The organism is Ruegeria sp. HKCCD6604 (genome assembly GCF_013110635.1).
Classification (GTDB): domain Bacteria; phylum Pseudomonadota; class Alphaproteobacteria; order Rhodobacterales; family Rhodobacteraceae; genus Ruegeria.
Map to the genome: position 1 here is coordinate 406,009 of NZ_WVQW01000001.1, position 18,452 is coordinate 424,460.

14 protein-coding genes are annotated in these 18,452 nt (G+C 58.7%); 4 read left to right on the forward strand and 10 right to left on the reverse strand.

The window, feature by feature from the left end; all coding sequences use genetic code 11:
- Positions 1 to 4: 4 nt before the first annotated feature.
- Positions 5 to 1,822, forward strand: coding sequence for a translational GTPase TypA (typA, locus tag GS614_RS02040; RefSeq protein WP_152458021.1), 1,818 nt, complete (start codon positions 5 to 7; stop codon positions 1,820 to 1,822).
- 463 nt (positions 1,823 to 2,285) lie between these two features.
- Positions 2,286 to 2,768, forward strand: coding sequence for a hypothetical protein (locus GS614_RS02045; protein WP_171725386.1), 483 nt, complete (start codon positions 2,286 to 2,288; stop codon positions 2,766 to 2,768).
- Between the two features lie 74 nt (positions 2,769 to 2,842).
- Here the strand turns inward: GS614_RS02045 and GS614_RS02050 are convergent, their stop codons facing one another.
- From GS614_RS02050 to recA, 4 genes are all read right to left on the reverse strand, one after another.
- Complete coding sequence (locus GS614_RS02050; protein ID WP_171362843.1) at positions 2,843 to 3,466, reverse strand: transglutaminase-like cysteine peptidase; 624 nt, start codon at positions 3,464 to 3,466, stop codon at positions 2,843 to 2,845.
- A gap of 371 nt (positions 3,467 to 3,837) precedes the next feature.
- On the reverse strand, positions 3,838 to 4,125 hold the full coding sequence (locus GS614_RS02055; protein WP_171362842.1) for a DUF1330 domain-containing protein: 288 nt from the start codon (positions 4,123 to 4,125) through the stop codon (positions 3,838 to 3,840).
- Between the two features lies 1 nt (position 4,126).
- Positions 4,127 to 6,799 (reverse strand): alanine--tRNA ligase, encoded by a 2,673-nt coding sequence (gene alaS, locus GS614_RS02060; RefSeq protein ID WP_171362841.1) that lies wholly within the window; start codon positions 6,797 to 6,799, stop codon positions 4,127 to 4,129.
- Between the two features lie 175 nt (positions 6,800 to 6,974).
- Complete coding sequence (gene recA, locus GS614_RS02065; protein ID WP_152458025.1) at positions 6,975 to 8,042, reverse strand: recombinase RecA; 1,068 nt, start codon at positions 8,040 to 8,042, stop codon at positions 6,975 to 6,977.
- Positions 8,043 to 8,234: 192 nt separating this feature from the next.
- On the opposite strand from recA, the gene GS614_RS02070 reads away from it, so the two are divergent.
- On the forward strand, positions 8,235 to 8,828 hold the full coding sequence (locus GS614_RS02070) for a sulfotransferase family 2 domain-containing protein (RefSeq protein ID WP_171362840.1): 594 nt from the start codon (positions 8,235 to 8,237) through the stop codon (positions 8,826 to 8,828).
- A 5-nt stretch (positions 8,829 to 8,833) separates the two neighbouring features.
- Here the strand turns inward: GS614_RS02070 and GS614_RS02075 are convergent, their stop codons facing one another.
- The 3 genes from GS614_RS02075 to guaB all read right to left on the reverse strand — a co-directional run bounded on the left by GS614_RS02075 (position 8,834) and on the right by guaB (position 13,933).
- Entirely contained in the window at positions 8,834 to 11,125 is a 2,292-nt protein-coding gene (locus GS614_RS02075; RefSeq protein ID WP_171725387.1) for an ATP-binding protein, read from the reverse strand.
- A gap of 109 nt (positions 11,126 to 11,234) precedes the next feature.
- Positions 11,235 to 12,392, reverse strand: a complete 1,158-nt coding sequence (locus GS614_RS02080) for an RsmB/NOP family class I SAM-dependent RNA methyltransferase (protein ID WP_171725388.1) — start codon at positions 12,390 to 12,392, stop codon at positions 11,235 to 11,237.
- 92 nt (positions 12,393 to 12,484) lie between these two features.
- The gene (guaB, locus tag GS614_RS02085; RefSeq protein ID WP_171168056.1) at positions 12,485 to 13,933 is read right to left on the reverse strand and encodes an IMP dehydrogenase; all 1,449 of its coding nucleotides are present in this window, start codon (positions 13,931 to 13,933) and stop codon (positions 12,485 to 12,487) included.
- Between the two features lie 216 nt (positions 13,934 to 14,149).
- Here guaB and GS614_RS02090 point away from each other — a divergent pair, with 216 nt between their 5' ends.
- On the forward strand, positions 14,150 to 16,195 hold the full coding sequence (locus GS614_RS02090; RefSeq protein WP_171725919.1) for an ASKHA domain-containing protein: 2,046 nt from the start codon (positions 14,150 to 14,152) through the stop codon (positions 16,193 to 16,195).
- A gap of 52 nt (positions 16,196 to 16,247) precedes the next feature.
- Here GS614_RS02090 and GS614_RS02095 read toward each other — a convergent pair whose 3' ends face one another.
- The 3 genes from GS614_RS02095 to comD are packed head-to-tail and all read right to left on the reverse strand — an operon-like array spanning position 16,248 to position 18,411.
- Positions 16,248 to 17,354, reverse strand: coding sequence for an alpha-hydroxy acid oxidase (locus tag GS614_RS02095; RefSeq protein ID WP_171725389.1), 1,107 nt, complete (start codon positions 17,352 to 17,354; stop codon positions 16,248 to 16,250).
- Positions 17,354 to 17,908: a sulfopyruvate decarboxylase subunit beta gene (comE, locus tag GS614_RS02100; protein WP_171228302.1), complete on the reverse strand. Its 555-nt coding sequence runs from the start codon at positions 17,906 to 17,908 to the stop codon at positions 17,354 to 17,356. Before comE ends, GS614_RS02095 begins: the two co-directional genes overlap by 1 nt.
- Complete coding sequence (gene comD / locus GS614_RS02105; protein WP_152458032.1) at positions 17,905 to 18,411, reverse strand: sulfopyruvate decarboxylase subunit alpha; 507 nt, start codon at positions 18,409 to 18,411, stop codon at positions 17,905 to 17,907. The genes comE and comD overlap by 4 nt, the downstream gene beginning before the upstream one ends.
- Between the last annotated feature and the right edge of the window lie 41 nt (positions 18,412 to 18,452).

Below are 18,452 nucleotides of genomic sequence, written 5' to 3' on the forward strand. Positions count from 1 at the left end.
TCTCATGGACCTGCGCAACATCGCAATCATCGCTCACGTGGACCACGGCAAGACGACCCTGGTGGATGAGCTGCTCAAACAATCCGGCGCGTTCCGGGAAAACCAGGCCGTGGCGGAACGCGCCATGGACAGCAACGATCTGGAGCGCGAGCGTGGCATCACCATTCTGGCCAAGGCAACTTCGGTCGAATGGAAAGACACACGCATCAACATCGTCGACACCCCCGGCCACGCCGATTTCGGTGGTGAGGTCGAGCGTATCCTCAGCATGGTCGATGGCGTTGTCCTGCTGGTTGACGCCGCCGAAGGCCCGATGCCGCAGACCAAATTCGTGACGTCGAAGGCGTTGGCGCTGGGCCTGCGCCCGATCGTGGTTCTGAACAAGGTCGACAAGCCGGATGCGGAACCTGATCGCGCACTGGATGAATGCTTTGACCTGTTCGCAAACCTCGGTGCCGATGATGATCAATTGGATTTCCCGGCCATGTATGCCTCAGGCCGTTCAGGCTGGGCGGATATGGAGCTGGACGGCCCGCGCAAGGACCTGAGCGCACTGTTTGATCTGATCGTCGATCACGTTCCTGCCCCGAAACAGATCGCGCATAAGGGCGAGCCGTTCCGGATGCTGGCCACCACTTTGGGCAGCGATCCTTTCATCGGCCGCATTCTGACGGGTCGTGTGGAAAGCGGCACATTGAAAGCTGGCGACAGCCTGAAAGCCCTGAGCCGTGACGGATCGTTGATCGAAAACTTTCGCGCCTCAAAAATATTGGCATTCCGTGGGCTGGCACAGCAACCTATCGATGTGGCCGAAGCCGGTGACATCGTCACCATCGCCGGCATGAGCAAAGCCACCGTGGCGGATTCTCTGGTTGCTCCGCAGGTCGAAGAAGCCCTGCCTGCACAGCCCATCGACCCGCCGACGATCACCGTAACTTTTGGCATCAATGATTCTCCGTTGGCCGGTCGTGACGGCAAGAAGGTTCAGTCGCGCGTCATCCGTGATCGCCTGATGAAAGAAGCCGAATCCAATGTCGCGATTCGCGTCACCGACACACCCGGCGGCGAGGCTTTCGAGGTTGCGGGCCGCGGCGAATTGCAGATGGGTGTTCTGATCGAGAACATGCGCCGTGAAGGGTTCGAACTCAGCATCTCGCGCCCGCAGGTTCTGTTCCGCGAGGAAAACGGCCAGCGGCTGGAACCGATCGAGGAAGTCACCATTGACGTTGACGATGAATACTCGGGCGCCGTGATCGAAAAGATCACCGGGGCCCGCAAAGGTGAGTTGGTCGAGATGCGCCCGGCAGGTGCAGGCAAGACCCGCATCATTGCCCACGTACCGTCCCGTGGCCTGATTGGCTATCACGGCGAATTCCTGACTGACACCCGCGGCACAGGCGTTCTGAACCGCGTGTTCCATGGCTGGGCGCCGCACAAAGGCCCGATCCCGGGCCGCCGGGCGGGTGTTCTGATCTCTATGGAGAATGGCCAAGCCGTGGCCTATGCCCTGTGGAACCTGGAGGAGCGTGGCCGGATGTTTGTCGGTCCTCAAACGGATGTCTATCAAGGCATGGTGATTGGCGAGCATTCTCGTGACAATGATCTGGAAGTGAACCCGCTGAAAGGCAAGAAGCTGACAAACGTACGCGCCAGTGGCTCGGACGATGCGGTTCGTCTAACGCCGCATATTCAGTTCTCGCTGGAAGAGGCTATTGCTTATATTGACGACGACGAACTGGTCGAAGTCACCCCGAATGCAGTGCGCTTGCGCAAGCGTTATCTTGACCCGCACGAGCGCAAGCGGATGGCCAAGTCGGCCTGATTTACCCGGCAGACCGCTGCCGCAATCGGAAACAATTGCCCAAGTGTGGCAATTTTGCGTCCAAACGGACGAAAGATAAAAAACGGACAACCGGGCACTACGCCCGGTTTTCAATTGAAAAGATTAATATTTCTTCTTTAGGTTGCATTAATTCTCCATCACTCCCCCAATCCACATATTGTGATTGAGACCCGTTTAAGGTGAAATTGTGCCAGTTGTGTGACGTCGTTCATAAACACACTCGCTTCGGTGGTTCATATGAACACGTAGTAAAGTATCGAGTTTCGAGGAGTTCCAAATGGGTATCCGGTCCCGCAATATCCCGCTGTATTTTGTTGCTACGACGTTTTTGTTTTCGCCCGCGGGCGAAGCTTTCGCAGCCGGAACATGTACCGTTCAAACAGCCAGACAATCCGCAGCATCCGCACAGGTGTTATGTGAGTGCGACGCTGTGACATCGGGCATGATCCGATACATTCAACGCCGGCACGATTTCGATCAAATTCTGGCGCGTGTTGGAGCTGAATGTACACCACTTGCAGACTTGCTTTCTGATTTTCCCACGGCCTCGATCGGCGCAAGTGATCAGCGGTCCGGAGATGGTCCGTCCGATGAGACAGTCGACAGCAGCCCGGATTTCGGAGGAGGCGGCGGTTTAAGCGGTGGAACTGGCGGTACAAGCGGTGAAAATGGCGGCACCGGCGGCGGTGGCACTGGCCGAGGGGGCGAAGGCAGCGGCTCTGGCGGCGGAGGAGAAAGCGGCGGCGGCGGCGAAAACGAAGGCGGCGGTGAAAACGAAGGCGGTGGCGAAAACGAAGGCGGCGGTGAAAACGAAGGCGGCGGTGAAAACGAAGGCGGTGGCGAAAACGAAGGCGGCGGTGAAAACGAAGGCGGCGGTGAAAACGAAGGCGGCGGCGAAAACGAAGGCGGCGGCGAAACGTTCTGATTTGGAAGCAAAAATACCGGTGCAAGAGTCGATTGCACCGGTATTAAGCTTCTCAAAAAGATTTCCAGTTTTCCTCAGCTATGCCCGTAAACACCAACCCAACGTCCGGGCCGGTTCGGGTCTTGCATGCGAAGGAACAGGTACCGCGTTGCCGTCCAGGGTTTGATACGGTTTGTGAGGTTGTCCAAAACCAAATCACCGTTTGAAGAGCGATACACCAGCACCGCATGAGGCACCCGACGCGTGTCCAGAACCGTAGCGATCAACAATTTACTTGGATCGACCCCGGCATGGATCAAATCTCTTTTCTTCAACAGCGCGAAGTCTTCGCAATCGCCGCCCCTGGCCGTCGGAAGCGCCCAACGCTCGGTCATCTTGTACTGGGATTGATCGGTGACTTCTCGCGTCGATCTGTTCACGCGCCGATTTATCTGTTCGACAACCTTCAGTTCTTGCTGGCTGGACAGGGATACGGAACGTTTTTCGGCACAGGCCCATTTGTACTCAGCGCACAGGTTGGCCGCCCCTGACGGTGGCGGAGAGGCCGCGACACTTGGGATAAACCCGTTCCCGGACGCATGTGCTATGGGGGCTATGGCGATGGTGCAAACGCCCAAAAAACTGATGCTGAAAGCCCGCACTGAAACCGGCAGAAGTCTTGCACCAAACCGCTTGGCCAGATTTGTGAAGTGTTTCATGCCTGTACCCCAATCCGATGTTCTTCGTACGATTGCACGTCAAACAGGGTCGCATTCCGATTCGTGAAACTATCCGCGAACAACCCCGCTCAGGCAATCACCTAAAAAGTTGAAGGGGAAAAAGGGCGGAAATTCGTCCGTCAATCTGACCTTTTTGCGCAAGAATTTGGGTCACGCAGCCACAATTCAGGCGCTAAACGCGCAAATCCGCGATAGCATGGCAGTATAAGAGATTGAAATAATGCAAAAATAAACCCAGACCCCTGTTGACGGGCTGAGCTCCCTTGACCGATTGTTGGCATAAGCCAATGATTGCCTATTGGTTGCCCGTTCACCGGGCAAACCGCGCTACACTTCGTGAACGCAGACGTTCACTCCGTGATTTCAACCACAACCAATTCACGTTCACTGGCGTCGCGCGCATGACTCAATGCTTCTTGATACTCAACCGAGTTGTAGCATTCCACAGCCGCTTCAAGCGACGGGAAACGGGCAACAACGTTGCGTGGCCGTTCCTTGCCTTCCAACTGAACGTAACGCGCCGCACGGGCGATGAAAGTGCCCCCGTGCTTGGCAATGGTCGGCCCGGCCAATTCGGCATATTTTCCATACGCCTCGGCATCGGTCACCGTCACATGTGCAATCCAGAGTGCGGCCATCTTACCCTCCCAAAACCTGTTCTGCGGCCTTGATCGCCGAATCCGCGTTTGACGCATCCCGTCCACCGCCCTGGGCCATATCCGGGCGGCCGCCGCCGCCCTTGCCGCCCAATTCCACCACGGCGGCCTTGACCAGATCGACCGCCGAAACGGTTCCTGTCAGGTCTTCGGTGACGCCAGCCGCTACCGCGGCCTTGCCGCCGGTATCCGCGATGAGCAACACCGCCCCCGACCCAAGACGCGCCTTGTGTTCGTCGATCAATGCCGGAAGATCCTTGCCGGACACCCCGCTGAGGGCCTGCGCTATGAACTTCACGCCGTTCACATCACGCGCTTCGGCACCGCCGCCCTGCCCGCTCCCGCCGGCCATCGCCAGATCTCGACGCAGTTGAGCCACTTCGTTCTGCAATGACTTGCGTTCCTCCAGCAGGCTTTTCACGCGGGCCACCACATCATCCGGCTGCGCCTTCAGTTCCGACGCCACCTGCGCAAGACGATGATCCTGTGCCGAAAGGTAACGGAGCGCTTCATCCCCGGTCAGTGCCTCGATGCGGCGGACGCCTGCACTGCTTGCGCTGTCGCCCAGGATGACAAAGGTGCCGATGTCACCCGTCTGGCGCACATGGGTGCCGCCGCACAGTTCGATCGACCAGGTTTCGCCATCATGGCCCTTGCCCGTAGGAGCCTTGCCCATCGAAACAACACGCACCTCGTCACCGTATTTCTCGCCGAACAGTGCCTGCGCGCCCAGTTTGCGTGCGTCATCCGGTGTCATGACCCGTGTCTCGACAGCCGAGTTCTGGCGGATGAAACCGTTCACCTCACGTTCGATCTTCTGGATTTCCTCCAGGCTCAGCGCTTTGGAATGGCTGAAGTCGAACCGCAGACGATCCGCCGCATTCAGCGAGCCGCGCTGCGCCACATGGTCGCCCAGCGTTTCCCGCAGCGCTTCATGCAGCAAGTGCGTGGCCGAATGGTTGGCCCGGATTGCCGTGCGGCGCGCATGATCGACTTCCAGCTCGACAGAATCGCCTTTTGACACGGCACCGCTGAAGACCGTCACCTTATGTGCATAGACCTTCCCATCGGCGAATTTTCTGGTGTCCTCCACCCGGCTGAGGTGATCGCGATCTTCAAGACGCCGCAACTCGCCGGTGTCGCCCACCTGGCCACCAGCTTCGCCATAAAACGGCGTCTGGTTCACCACGACCCAGCCGCTGTTTCCCGCTTCGATCTTGTCAACCAAGGCACCGTCGACAACCAGTGCCACAACCTGAGCTTCGGCTTTCTCGGTGTCATAGCCAAGGAAGTCGGTCGCCCCGGCGCTGTCCAGAACATCGAACCATACCGCCTGATCCGCGGCTTCACCGGACCCGGCCCAGGCAGCCCGCGCTTTGGCCTTTTGTTCGGCCATCGCCGTTTCAAAGCCTTCGGTGTCAACTGTCCGGCCTTTTTCACGCAGAGCATCCTGTGTCAGGTCCAGTGGGAAACCGTAGGTGTCATACAGTTTGAATGCCGCTTCACCGGACAAAGGCGCCCCCTCGGAAAGGCCGGACACCTCATCGTCCAGCAGCCTCAACCCCCGGTCCAGCGTCTGCTTGAAACGCGTTTCTTCAAGCAACAAGGTCTCTTCGATCAATGGCTGTGCCTGGGTCAACTCGGCATAGTGACCGCCCATCTGTTGGACCAATGCCGGGACAAGCCGGTGCATGACCGGATCCTTAGCACCCAACAGATGCGCATGACGCATGGCACGACGCATGATGCGGCGTAGAACATAACCGCGGCCATCATTGCTGGGCATCACGCCATCCGCAATCAGGAACGAAGTCGAACGCAGGTGGTCCGCGATCACACGGTGGTGTACGTTCTGATCCCCGTAAGGATCCACGCCAGTCGCATCGGCCGAGGCCTCGATCAGTGCCTTGAACAGATCGGTGTCATAGTTGTCATGGCTGCCCTGCAACAATGCGCCGATCCGCTCGAGCCCCATGCCCGTATCGATCGACTGCATGTCGAGCTCGACCATCGAGCCGTCTTCGAACTGCTCGTTTTGCATGAAGACGACGTTCCAGATTTCAATGAACCGATCGCCGTCCTCTTCGGCAGAGCCCGGAGGACCACCCCAGATGTGGTCTCCGTGGTCGTAGAAGATCTCGGTACACGGGCCGCAGGGGCCGGTCGGGCCCATCTGCCAGAAATTGTCGCTGGTGGCGATGCGGATGATCCGGTCTTCGGGTACACCGACCTTTTTCCAGATTTCAAACGCTTCGTCATCGGTATGATAGACCGTTGTCAGCAGGCGGTTCTTGTCGATCCCAAATTCCCTGGTGATCAGCTCCCACGCGAATGGGATCGCTTCGTGTTTGAAGTAATCACCAAACGAGAAGTTCCCCAACATCTCGAAGAATGTATGGTGGCGCGCCGTGTAACCCACATTGTCGAGATCGTTGTGCTTGCCGCCGGCACGCACGCATTTCTGCGCCGTGGTGGCGCGCTTGTAGTCACGTGTTTCCAATCCGGTGAACAGGTTCTTGAACTGCACCATGCCCGAATTGACGAACATCAGCGTCGGGTCGTTGCGCGGCACCAGCGGGCTGGACGCCACGACCTCATGCCCCTGTTTTTCAAAGTAGTTCAGAAAGGTCGATCGGATGTCGTTCAGGGTTGGCATAGGGCTCTCTCGGCGCACAAAAAACTTGGTCCCCGCAGGTTTATCCCCCTGTCAAACGAGTGTCTACAGCAGAGGCGTGTCCGAACGAAACAAGGCGGCCCGGGGACCGCCTTGTTCATGGTGTTTTCAACACAACATGTAGGGTCGGGAACGTACCGCACCCCGTCAGCGATCGTCAGGCTTCAAGGATGTCATCATCCTCGGCTGCGCCCGGAGGCATGTCGAAATCCAGCCCGTGAGCCGCCCGAATCTTGTCTTCGATCTCAAAGGCAATGCGGCTGTTGTCGCGCAGATATTGTTTGGCATTCTCACGCCCCTGCCCGATCCGTTCGTCGCCATAGCTGAACCATGACCCTGACTTTTCGACCACACCGGCTTTGACACCCAGATCCAGCAGTTCGCCCATCTTGCTGATGCCTTCGCCGTACATGATGTCGAATTCCACCTGCTTGAAGGGGGGTGCAACCTTGTTTTTGACGACCTTGACGCGCGTCTGGTTGCCAACAACTTCGTCCCGGTCCTTGATCGCGCCGATGCGCCGGATATCCAGACGGACCGAGCTGTAGAATTTCAGTGCATTACCGCCGGTGGTGGTTTCGGGGCTGCCGAACATCACGCCGATTTTCATCCTGATCTGGTTGATGAAGATCACCATGCAGTTCGAGCGGCTGATCGAGCCCGTCAGTTTCCGCATCGCCTGGCTCATCAGACGGGCCTGAACGCCGACATTGCTGTCACCCATGTCGCCTTCCAGTTCGGATTTCGGCGTCAGCGCCGCAACCGAATCGACCACGACCATGTTGACCGCGCCCGAGCGCACCAGTGTATCGGTGATCTCCAGCGCCTGCTCTCCGGTATCGGGCTGCGAGATCAGAAGCTCATCCAGATCAACGCCCAGCTTTCGCGCATATTGCGGGTCCAGTGCGTGCTCGGCGTCAACAAAGGCGCAGACGCCGCCGCGTTTCTGCTGTTCTGCAATGCAATGCAGCGTCAGCGTCGTCTTCCCCGAGCTTTCGGGGCCATAAATCTCTACAATCCGCCCCATGGGCAGACCGCCGATTCCCAACGCAATATCCAGCCCGAGCGAGCCTGTCGAACTTGCGTCGATGTCCTGTTTGGCGCCTTCGCCAAGCTTCATGATGGAGCCTTTGCCGAACTGCCGTTCGATCTGGGCCAGCGCGCTGTCGAGCGCCTTTTGCTTGTCTGCGTTTTTCTTGTCGCTCATTGTCAGAAGATCCGCCATTGTCCTGTCGCCTTCCCTTTTGTCACACCCTTGATCGGGCGGCAATCGCTGCTTTGTTCGCCTCTTGTTCCTTATGGGACCAAAAGAAGAACATTTCAATAAAAACTTACGGGATTTAGTCTTCAGTAATTGTATTAAGAAGTCCTTTACGACAATCTGCGCGCATAGCCGGATGACAATTGGAGCAATTAAATGCTTGTTTTCTATGAGGAACGCCTTGCCTTCCTTGCCGTTCCGAAAACCGGCAGCACGGCTTATCACACGGCGTTGCGGGATCGCGCTGATATCGTTGTCACTCATCCGCCCGAGCTCAAACATGCTCCGGTGCGCAGGTATGATCGGTTTTTCCAGAACGTTTTTCGGAAGATGTACGATACCGAGATGGAGATCCTGGCAGTTGTTCGCGAACCCGTTGACTGGCTGGGCAGCTGGTATCGATTTCGCAGCCGCGCCGATCTGGTCGGCCACGTCCATTCGACCCGAGACATGAGTTTCGATGCGTTTGTGCAAGCCTATATGACAAACCCGCGCCCGGATTTTGCCGATGTTGGCAGCCAAAGCCAGTTTTTCCGTACCCGCAGCAATGGTCGCGGCGCCACGCATATCTTCAAATACGAAAACCAGGACAAAATTCTCGACTTCCTGCAAGCGCGACTGAATATGCAGATCGACCTGCCGCAAGAGAATGTATCACCTCCGGGTGATCTGACGCTGACGCCCGAGACACGGCAGAAATTTCGCAAAAGACACGCAGAGGAATTCGTTCTCCACGATGCAGCCTTGTAGGGAGTTCAGTTCAGCTGTTGGAAAACCGCCTCGGTCAACTGGGTGAGTGAAAACGGCTTGGGCAGGAAGGTCGAATAGGCGATCTCGGGTTCTGAATCGCCAAAGGCACCTTCCGTGTAACCCGATACGAAGACCACGCGGGCGTCCGGGCGTGTTTCCCGAGCTTTGCGCACCCACGTCGGCCCATCCATGCCGGGCATGACCACATCCGTTACGAATACGTCCACGTTCAAAGACGGATCGTCCAGAAGCCGCAGGGCTTCCTCGGCCGAATCCGCCTCCAGCACGGTATAGCCCTTGAGCCGCAGGGCCCGGGTTGCAAAGGCGCGGACCGGCGCTTCGTCTTCAACCAAAAGCACGACGCCCTCTCCTTGCCGGGCGCTTTGGGCTTCGGGCTGGGCCGGAGTGTCCTGTTCAGCCTCTGCCACCGTGGCGCAAACCGGTAGAAAGACAGTGAATTCGGTGCCTCGACCCACCGTACTGTCGACAAAGATGAAACCGCCCGTCTGCTTGACGATACCATACGCTGTTGAAAGCCCAAGCCCTGTCCCCTCGCCCGTACGCTTTGTCGTATAGAACGGCTCGAAGACCTTTTGCAGTTTGTCGGCAGGAATTCCCACACCGCTGTCCATGACCCTGACCGTAACGTATTCGCCGGGCTGGACGGTCGCCCTGTCCCTGCTGAGCGGTTGCGACAGGTTCAACACCTCGGTCTCGATACGGATCTCGCCCCCGTCAGGCATGGCATCGCGCGCGTTGACGACAAGATTCATCAACACCTGCTCCAACTGCCGTTTGTCCGCCCGAACCGGCTTTAACACCGGATCATGGCTGAGGGTCAGCAGAACTTTCTCGCCCACAAGGCGGTTCAACAAGTGAATGAGATCCGAGATCGTGTCGCGCAAATCCAAGACTTCGGGCCTGAGAGTCTGTTTGCGCGAGAATGCCAGAAGCTGGCTGACCAGCGCAGCGGCCCGGTTGGCGTTCTGATTGATCTGAACCAGATCCCCATAATCCGGGTCATTCTGATCGTGACGCAACAACAACAGATCGCAGTGCCCGGAAATGGCCGTCAGCAGGTTGTTGAAATCATGTGCAACCCCGCCGGCCAATTGACCCACAGCTTGCATTTTCTGCCCTTGGACGAATTGAGCCTCCAAAGTCTTCAACTCGGTCGCATCATTCAGAACCGCGATCAGACAGATCTTACCATCGACAGCGACACGGCTCAGCGTGACCTGTACGAAGACTTCCTTGTCTTTTCGGGTCAACTGAAGAAACTCGGATCGTTGCGCATCTTCTTGCGCGGCCGTCCGCGCAAGCCAATCCAGAATGGGGTGCCCCATACCCCGCATGATGTCGGCTATGTTCGTGCCTTCCAGGTTTTCATTTCCCAGCAGCTTATTCGCCAGCCTGTTGGCATTCAGAATGGCCCCCGCCGGAGACAGGGTGAGGACCGGAACTGGAAGATCTGCAAAAGACGTGCTGGCCCCGGGCGCCGGAGTTTCAATGAGCGGCACCAAACCAAGGCTTCGTTCCTTGCTGGATCGGGAAAGCTCCGTCACAGCGACCGGTATCATTCCGTCCTGTGACTTGATAATGTTTGAGGCTCCGATCCGGGGGTCGGCATCACCGAAGATGTCGCGAACCCGACCGGGACGCGGCCCAAGCAACTTTTTCGCCGCCGGATTCGGGCGCACCACGTCATCCGCGCATCCGATGGTCAGAACCGGCAGGTTGAGAGACTGCCAGCTTTCCTGTTCTGACTGTTGAAACCGCCAGCAAAAAATGTCGGGAGCCAATAGAAACACGGTTACACTGCTTGTGTTTCCCCTGATCACGCAGTCTTCGCGGGCCCGACCGAATGATCGGGCCTGAGATTGCAACCTCAACAAAATCACCTGAGGGGTCGAGAACGTCGAACTGAGGCAGTTTTCAAGGCTGGCTCCTTTCGCCGCACCGAACTGTTCCCGCGCTGATGCGTTGGACGCCAGAACGTCGCCATAGGTGTTTGCGATCAGGAAAGGTGACTCTTCCTGTTCTGCAAACGCGGCCATGACGGCAGTGGTTTGCTGCGCATGTCTGGCGTCGATCTGGCCTTTGATCACGACGCATAGTGCCACAATCAAAAGCGAAGTTCCCGCGACCATCATGCCCATGGTCCAATTCGGTGGCAGCAACCCAACCATGGGGGCAATGCTGATCAACAATGCCACCGCCACCAACGACCATAGACGAGATGCGGAAGGCGTGTGGACAAGAGATGGGTCGCTGAAAAATTCTGCTGTGTCAGACATAAACGGCTCGGGCGCAAAGTTATCCGCTATAACGGCAAAAATTGGTTAATTCCCGCTTAACGGCGTTCGGAAAGCAGCGATCTACCCAAGGTTGTTATTTGCCAAAAGCTCAGCGCGTCAAGTGCGACGTAAAGAACCCGTCAGATTCGTGTGTAACGTGCCACGTTTTCCGGAAGGTTTCCCGCCACTGGGAAAAATGATCCAGAAAATCGTCTATGATCGCGCCGTTTTCATCGTTCAGAACCGAACAGGTTGCGTAAGCCAGCAGGCCGCCCGGATGCACCAAAGGCACAATGTCAGATAGAATACGGGCCTGAATGGTGGTGAGGTCCCGCAAGCGATCCTCGGACAAGGCCCATTTCCCGGCCGGCGCCCTTCGCCACGATCCGCTGCCAGAGCACGGCGCATCAACCAAAACCACATCAAACGGATCAACACCTGTAAGGTCATCGGAGTTGAGGATGGTTATCTTTGCACCTGCTCGTTCCGCCCGGGTCGGAATATCCTTCATGCGACCGGCATTCACATCATGTGCAAACACTTCGACGCCCTCGTGCGCTGCAAGCGCCAGCGCCTTGCCGCCGCCACCCGCGCAATAATCCAGAACACGCATCCCCGGCCGCAGATCCAGCGCGGCCACGACCGCCTGGCTTGCAGCGTCCTGAAGCTCGACCAGACCCCGGGCATAGGCCTGGCTTTGGGCAATGCGCCGGGCCCCCTCTGTCACCTCGAGCGCGGTTTGGCATACCTGAACCGGATGGGCGATCACGCCCTCGGACTTCAAGGCATCGATGGCCCCAGCAAGATCGGTTTTTCGCAAGTTGACCCGCAGGTGAACGGGCGCCCGGTTCTGCAATGACATCACGCAAGGAACCAAGACATCCTTCAGAGAGTCAACGAACCGAGGCCACAGCCACTCCGGAATGTCATATCTCTCGGCCTCGGACGCGAAATCTCGCGCCGTTTCCGTTTCCTCAACCGGCATCGGAGCGTGACGGTCGCCGGTGAATAGGTCGGCCAGATCCCAGCCTGACGCACGGGTCGCACCGATCATCAAACCGCGCCCGGTGTCGGACCCTCCCAACGCAGCGTACGAGCGCTTACGTCGTAGCGCGTCGAATACGTGATCGCGAATGGCTGCCCTATCCTTGGATCCGGCAAAGCGACTGCGCCGCGCCCAGCCGGTAAGTGCTTTTTCGACCGGCGCGCCAGCCAGAACATCATCCAGAATTTCGATCGAGGCCTGAACACGGGCGGCGGGTGTCATTGTGGAATACCTCGGCGGAAATGGGCCCGGCTGGCCGATCCAAGTGGCAAGTAGGCACCCGTTCCCGGGTGCCTTGTGTCTTGCTGGATGGCTTACATGACCCGGTAGTTCGGGCTTTCGCGGGTGATCTGAACGTCATGCACGTGGCTTTCCTTCAGACCGGCGCCCGTAATTTTCACGAAATTGCAGTTCTTGCGCATCTCTTCGATGGTGGCGCAGCCGGTATACCCCATCGCCGCACGCAAGCCGCCAACCAGCTGGTGGATCACGGCACTGGCCGAGCCTTTGTAGGGCACCTGCCCTTCGATGCCTTCGGGCACCAGTTTGTCATTGGCTGCATCTTTCTGGAAATAGCGGTCGGCTGATCCGCGCGCCATTGCACCCAGGCTGCCCATCCCGCGATAGGATTTGAACGAACGGCCCTGATACAGGATCACCTCGCCCGGGCTTTCGTCGGTGCCCGCAATCATCGACCCGACCATGGCACAGGATGCCCCGGCCGCGATCGCCTTTGCAAAGTCACCCGAGAACTTGATGCCCCCATCCGCGATGACCGGCACGTCGCCCGCTGCCGCCGCACAATCGCTGATCGCGGTCAACTGAGGCACACCAACCCCCGCCACCATCCGTGTAGTACAGATCGATCCCGGGCCGATGCCCACCTTGATCGCGTCGGCACCAGCATCGATCAGGGCTTTGGTCGCTTCTCCTGTTGCAACATTTCCGGCAATGATCTGAACCTCGTTCGACAGGGTCTTGACCCGCTTTACAGCGTCCAGCACGCCCTGCGAATGACCATGCGCCGTATCGACGACGATGATGTCGACACCCGAATCCACCAATTGTTCGGACCGTTCGAACCCGGCATCCCCGACCGACGTCGCCGCAGCAACCCGCAGGCGACCCAGGCGGTCCTTGCAGGCGGTTGGGTTCAAAACGGCCTGTTCCGTATCCTTCAGCGTCAGAAGACCGGTCAGCTTGCCTTCGCCATCGACAACCAGCAGCTTTTCGATACGGCGCGCCCGCATCAGGCTTTTGGCTTCTTCCAGATCGGCCGGTTCCTGTAGCATCGCCAGGTTTTCCGAAGTCATCATCGCGTGTACCGGCGTATCGTCCGAGTTTGCAAAGCGCATGTCTCGGTTGGTCAGGATACCCACCACGCGGCCCTGCTCGTCGACGACTGGAAAACCGGTGAAGTTGTAGCGCTGTACCAGCGCATTGGCGTCGGCCAATGTCTGATCCACCCGCAACGTCACGGGGTTATAGACAATACCGGATTCGAACCGCTTGACCCGGCGGACTTCGCGGGCCTGTTCTTCCACCGAAAGGTTCTTGTGTACCACACCGATGCCGCCCGCCTGAGCCATGGCAATGGCCATGCGCGCCTCGGTCACGGTGTCCATGGCCGAACTCAGCAATGGGATGTTCATGGTGATTTCGCGCGTCACACGCGTGGTCGTATCCGCCGTTGCCGGCAGCACGGAAGATGCGCCCGGAACCAGGAGAACGTCGTCAAAGGTAAGTGCCTCACGAATCTGCATCTGAATACCCCATGCAAAAGCCCGTTTGGCGGTGACCCTATTACATGGATTGAACCAAAGGAAAAGCCCTTGGGGGCAACTCTTTGGCTCTGGTTGTCGATGCAGTGGAAGAAAACGACGCTCGTTATGCAGATCGTGCCGCTGATGGCCTTTCCCTTTTCGCGCAAACCCATATCTTGCACGGCATACGCGCGAATATGAAAAGGTATGTCACTGATGACCACCGACCCTCTTGTCGTCTTTACCCCGTCCGGCAAACGCGGGCACTTCCCCGTCGGCACCCCAATTCTGACGGCGGCCCGTCAATTGGGGGTGGATCTGGATTCGGTCTGCGGGGGCCGCGGCATCTGTTCAAAGTGCCAGATCACACCCAGCTATGGCGAATTTCCCAAGCACGGCGTCACGGTGTCAGAGGATGCGTTGAGCGAATGGAACGCCGTCGAACACCGTTATGACGACAAGCGCGGTCTGAAACCGGGCCGCCGTCTGGGCTGTCAGGCCTCGGTTCAGGGCGATGTGGTGATCGACGTACCGCCCGAAAGCCAGGTGCACCGGCAGGTCGTGCGCAAGGCAGCCGCCGCGCGTGCCATCACGATGGACCCGGCCACGCGCCTTTACTTCGTTGTGGTGGAAGAACCCGACATGCATTCGCCCACCGGTGATCTGGAACGGCTCGAGCGCGCGTTGCGCGAACAGTGGGACATCGAAGCCGTCACGGCGGACCTGACGCTGATGTCCAAACTTCAACCGGTTCTGCGCAAGGGCAAATGGGAAGTCACCGTGGCGCTCCACAAAGGTCACAAGGACAGCGTGGCGCGTATCGTCGAAATCTGGCCCGGCCTGCATGAAGGCGGGCTGTATGGTCTGGCCATCGACCTCGGTTCGACCACCATCGCCGCGCATCTGACCGATCTGGAAACCGGCGAGGTCAAGGCATCCTCTGGCCTCATGAATCCCCAGATCCGGTTCGGCGAAGACCTGATGAGCCGTGTTTCGTATTCCATGATGAACCCCGGCGGCGATCAGGAGATGACCAAGGCAGTGCGCGAGGCAATCAATGACCTGGCCACGTCGATTGCCGAAGAGGCAGGCATAGATGCCTCTCTGATCGTGGAAACGGTGTTCGTCTGCAACCCGGTCATGCATCACTTGCTGCTGGGGCTGGACCCGGTGGAACTGGGTCAGGCCCCGTTTGCGCTGGCAACGTCGGAAAGCATGTCCCTGCCCGCCCGCGAGATGGATCTGACAACCATGAACCCACGCGCGCAGGTCTATATCCTGCCCTGTATCGCGGGCCATGTGGGCGCGGATTGCGCGGCGGTGGCCCTGTCCGAAGAACCCGGAAAGTCGCGGGATCTGGTTCTGATCGTCGACGTGGGCACCAACGCCGAAATCCTGCTGGGCAATACCAGCCGCGTGCTCGCCTGCTCCTCGCCCACCGGGCCTGCCTTTGAAGGCGCTCAGATCAGTTCAGGCCAGCGCGCCGCACCCGGGGCGATCGAGAGAATCGAGATCGACCCTGTCACCAAGGAACCCCGGTTCCGCGTCATCGGGTCGGATAAATGGTCCGATGAAGACGGCTTTGATCAGGAGATCGCCACGACCGGGATCACAGGCATCTGCGGATCCGGTATCATCGAGGCAGTGGCCGAAATGCGTATCGCAGGCCTGCTGGACGAAGGCGGCCTGATCGGATCGGCGGAACAGACCGGCACTGCCCGCTGCGTGCCCGAAGGTCGCACACATGCCTATCTGATCCACGATGCCAGCGCCGAGGGTGGCCCCCGCATCACGGTCACGCAGGGTGACATCCGTGCCATCCAGCTTGCGAAATCAGCATTGTACGCAGGTGCACGCCTGCTGATGGACGAAATGAATGTCGAAAAGGTGGATCGCGTGGTTCTGGCCGGTGCGTTCGGCGCGCATATCTCGACCAAACACGCCATGGTGCTGGGAATGATACCCGACGCGCCACTGGATAAAGTCTCCAGCGCGGGCAACGCCGCAGGCACCGGCGCACGTATCGCGCTGTGCAATATCGAATCGCGCGCCGAGATCGAGCGCGTCGTGCGCGAGATCACCAAGATCGAAACCGCCATCGAGCCGAAGTTTCAGGATCACTTCGTGGCCGCCAATGCGATCCCGCACAAGACGGATCCGTTCCCGGAACTGGCCCAGGTTGTCACTTTGCCCAACCCAAGCTTCAACACCGGCGGCGAAACCGAAGCAGGTGGCGGTCGGCGTCGCAGGCGCCGCGGTTAAAGCGACAGCTCAGTGACCCGTGGGAAACCTCGGGTCATTGCCGTCATCCACATCAAGCGTTGCGTCGGACCTCGTCCAGCGACGTGACGCCCAGCTGGGCCATGGCGATGCTGATTTCTTCGCTGAGTACCGACCATAGCTGCGCCAGACCCTTTTCGCCTTCGGCCGCAATTGCAAACTGAAGGATACGGCCGAAAAAGGCAAAGTCCGCCCCGTTCGCAAGTGCCTTGAGGACGTCTTCACCAGAACGCAGCCCGCTGTCGTAGAAAAGCGGAAAATCCGGGCCGACGGCCTTGCGTATCTCGGGCAGAACCGTGATTGGCGCGGGAGCACTTTCCAACTGGCGTGCACCATGGCTTGAGACCTGAATGGCGTCCACGCCCGCTGACTTGAGCCTTTGCGCGTCGTCTGCATCCAATACGCCTTTGACCACCAGATTTCCGGTCCACTGGTCGCGCAGGCGGGCCAATGTCTCCCACGTGGCCTTGGCGCGGCTTTCAGTGCGGTCGAAATCGTAGCCATCCATCCGGAAATTCGCCATTTCCGGCTTGCCTTTCAGCAGGACCGGCAAGGACCACCGGGGGTGCAAGGCAAAATCCATCACCTGCTTTGGCCCCATTTTGAAGGGCATTTTGAACCCATGACGCAACTCGCGCGGGCGTCGGCCAACCTCGGGCACATCCACGGTCAGCACCAGTGTCTCGTACCCCGCCGCCTTGGCGCGATCGACCAGCTTGAATGTGCCGCTGCCATCGCCGCTGAAATACAGCTGGAACCAGGCATGGCCTTCCGCTTCGACGATCAGATCCTCCATCGCGGTCGAGGCCACAGTCGAAACCCCAAGCGGCACCTCGTGGCGTGCCGCAATGCGGGCCAGCATCATGTCGGCACCCGGCGCGGACAAATTGCACATGCCCATCGGCGCGATACCAAACGGGCGTTTCGCGGGCCGGTCGAACAGCGAACTTGCCAGAGATCTTTCACTGACGTCGCGCAGGATGCGCGGGCGCAAGGTCATTGCATCCAAAGCGGATCGATTGCGACCGGCACCCATCTCGGCCCCGGCTGCACCATCAATATAGTCGAACACCATCCACGGAAGACGCCGCCGCGCCAGGCGGCGGGCGTCCTCGGCGCTGTGGATGGCGCTTGCACCCATCAGGCCTGAACGGCCTTCATGAAGCGGTCGCGGATGACCACCGGATCCATCGTGATCGGCGGCATCTTGGCATTGCCGCTTTCGCACTTGCTGACGATGATGGTCATCTGTTTGGCATCCAGCGCCTCTTGCAGCACACGCCCGGTGTCTTCGGCGGCACATTCGATCACGCGCTCACACCCGGCGGCCTCGGCCATTTTGGCCAGCGAGGTCTTTTGCCCCGCATAGGTCGGCTGATCGCCGGTCGAGCCGTACGAGCCATTGTCCACGATCAGCAGGATGTAATTGTCCGCCACGTTGTTGGCGATCGTTGGCAGGGTGCCCAGATTGGTCAGGATCGAGCCGTCGCCGTCGATGACGATCACCGGCTTCGGCTGTGACAGCGCCAGCCCCAGACCGATCGAGGACGCAAGCCCCATGGTGCCAAGCATGTAGAAGTTGGTGGGCTGGTCGTCGATGGCATGCAGCTCCTGGCTGGGAATGCCGATGTTGCAGACAACCAGTTGATCACGCAGGATCGGGGCGATTTCCTTCAGAATTTCAGAACGAATCATTGGTCGCCATAGCCTCCCCAGAAATTGGCGTCGGTCAGGATGGCGACCGGCTTGTTGCACATGAAGGTGTATTTCAGGATCGCGTCGAGCTCTTCGACATCGGCCTGATGGTGGAAGTGGTAGGTGGGGATGTTCAGCTGAGCCAGCAGCGCCTTGGTGTGAACCGCCATTTCAACCTGGCAGGCAATGGGTTCGCGCAATTCCCCTCGGTACGATATCAGCATCGGCAGCGGCATCCGGTAATACTGGATCAGCGTGGCCAGCGTATTGATCGTTACGCCAATGGCTGTGTTCTGCATGATGATCGCGGGCCGCTTGCCGCCCATCCAAGCCCCTGCACACAGGCCCATCCCTTCGTCTTCCTTGTTGGACGGGATGTGATAGATGCCTTCGCGCTCGTCGATTTCCGCGATGACACCTGCCAATTGCTTGCACGGGACAGTGGTGACAAACGAGATATCGTTGGCCACCAGATCGTCGGTGATCTTTTTGTCTATGTTCATGATCCAGCTTTTGGTCCTGTTTGGGGCGCTAGATGCGCGAT

Bases quoted from the DNA above. Each gene is read 5' to 3' on its own strand.
- typA (WP_152458021.1), top strand. From the start codon at position 5: ATGGACCTGCGCAACATCGCAATCATCGCTCACGTGGACCACGGCAAG.
- GS614_RS02045 (WP_171725386.1), top strand. From the start codon at position 2,286: ATGATCCGATACATTCAACGCCGGCACGATTTCGATCAAATTCTGGCG.
- GS614_RS02050 (WP_171362843.1), bottom strand. From the start codon at position 3,466: ATGAAACACTTCACAAATCTGGCCAAGCGGTTTGGTGCAAGACTTCTG.
- GS614_RS02055 (WP_171362842.1), bottom strand. From the start codon at position 4,125: ATGGCCGCACTCTGGATTGCACATGTGACGGTGACCGATGCCGAGGCG.
- alaS (WP_171362841.1), bottom strand. From the start codon at position 6,799: ATGCCAACCCTGAACGACATCCGATCGACCTTTCTGAACTACTTTGAA.
- recA (WP_152458025.1), bottom strand. From the start codon at position 8,042: ATGGCGGATCTTCTGACAATGAGCGACAAGAAAAACGCAGACAAGCAA.
- GS614_RS02070 (WP_171362840.1), top strand. From the start codon at position 8,235: ATGCTTGTTTTCTATGAGGAACGCCTTGCCTTCCTTGCCGTTCCGAAA.
- GS614_RS02075 (WP_171725387.1), bottom strand. From the start codon at position 11,125: ATGTCTGACACAGCAGAATTTTTCAGCGACCCATCTCTTGTCCACACG.
- GS614_RS02080 (WP_171725388.1), bottom strand. From the start codon at position 12,392: ATGACACCCGCCGCCCGTGTTCAGGCCTCGATCGAAATTCTGGATGAT.
- guaB (WP_171168056.1), bottom strand. From the start codon at position 13,933: ATGCAGATTCGTGAGGCACTTACCTTTGACGACGTTCTCCTGGTTCCG.
- GS614_RS02090 (WP_171725919.1), top strand. From the start codon at position 14,150: ATGACCACCGACCCTCTTGTCGTCTTTACCCCGTCCGGCAAACGCGGG.
- GS614_RS02095 (WP_171725389.1), bottom strand. From the start codon at position 17,354: ATGGGTGCAAGCGCCATCCACAGCGCCGAGGACGCCCGCCGCCTGGCG.
- comE (WP_171228302.1), bottom strand. From the start codon at position 17,908: ATGATTCGTTCTGAAATTCTGAAGGAAATCGCCCCGATCCTGCGTGAT.
- comD (WP_152458032.1), bottom strand. From the start codon at position 18,411: ATGAACATAGACAAAAAGATCACCGACGATCTGGTGGCCAACGATATC.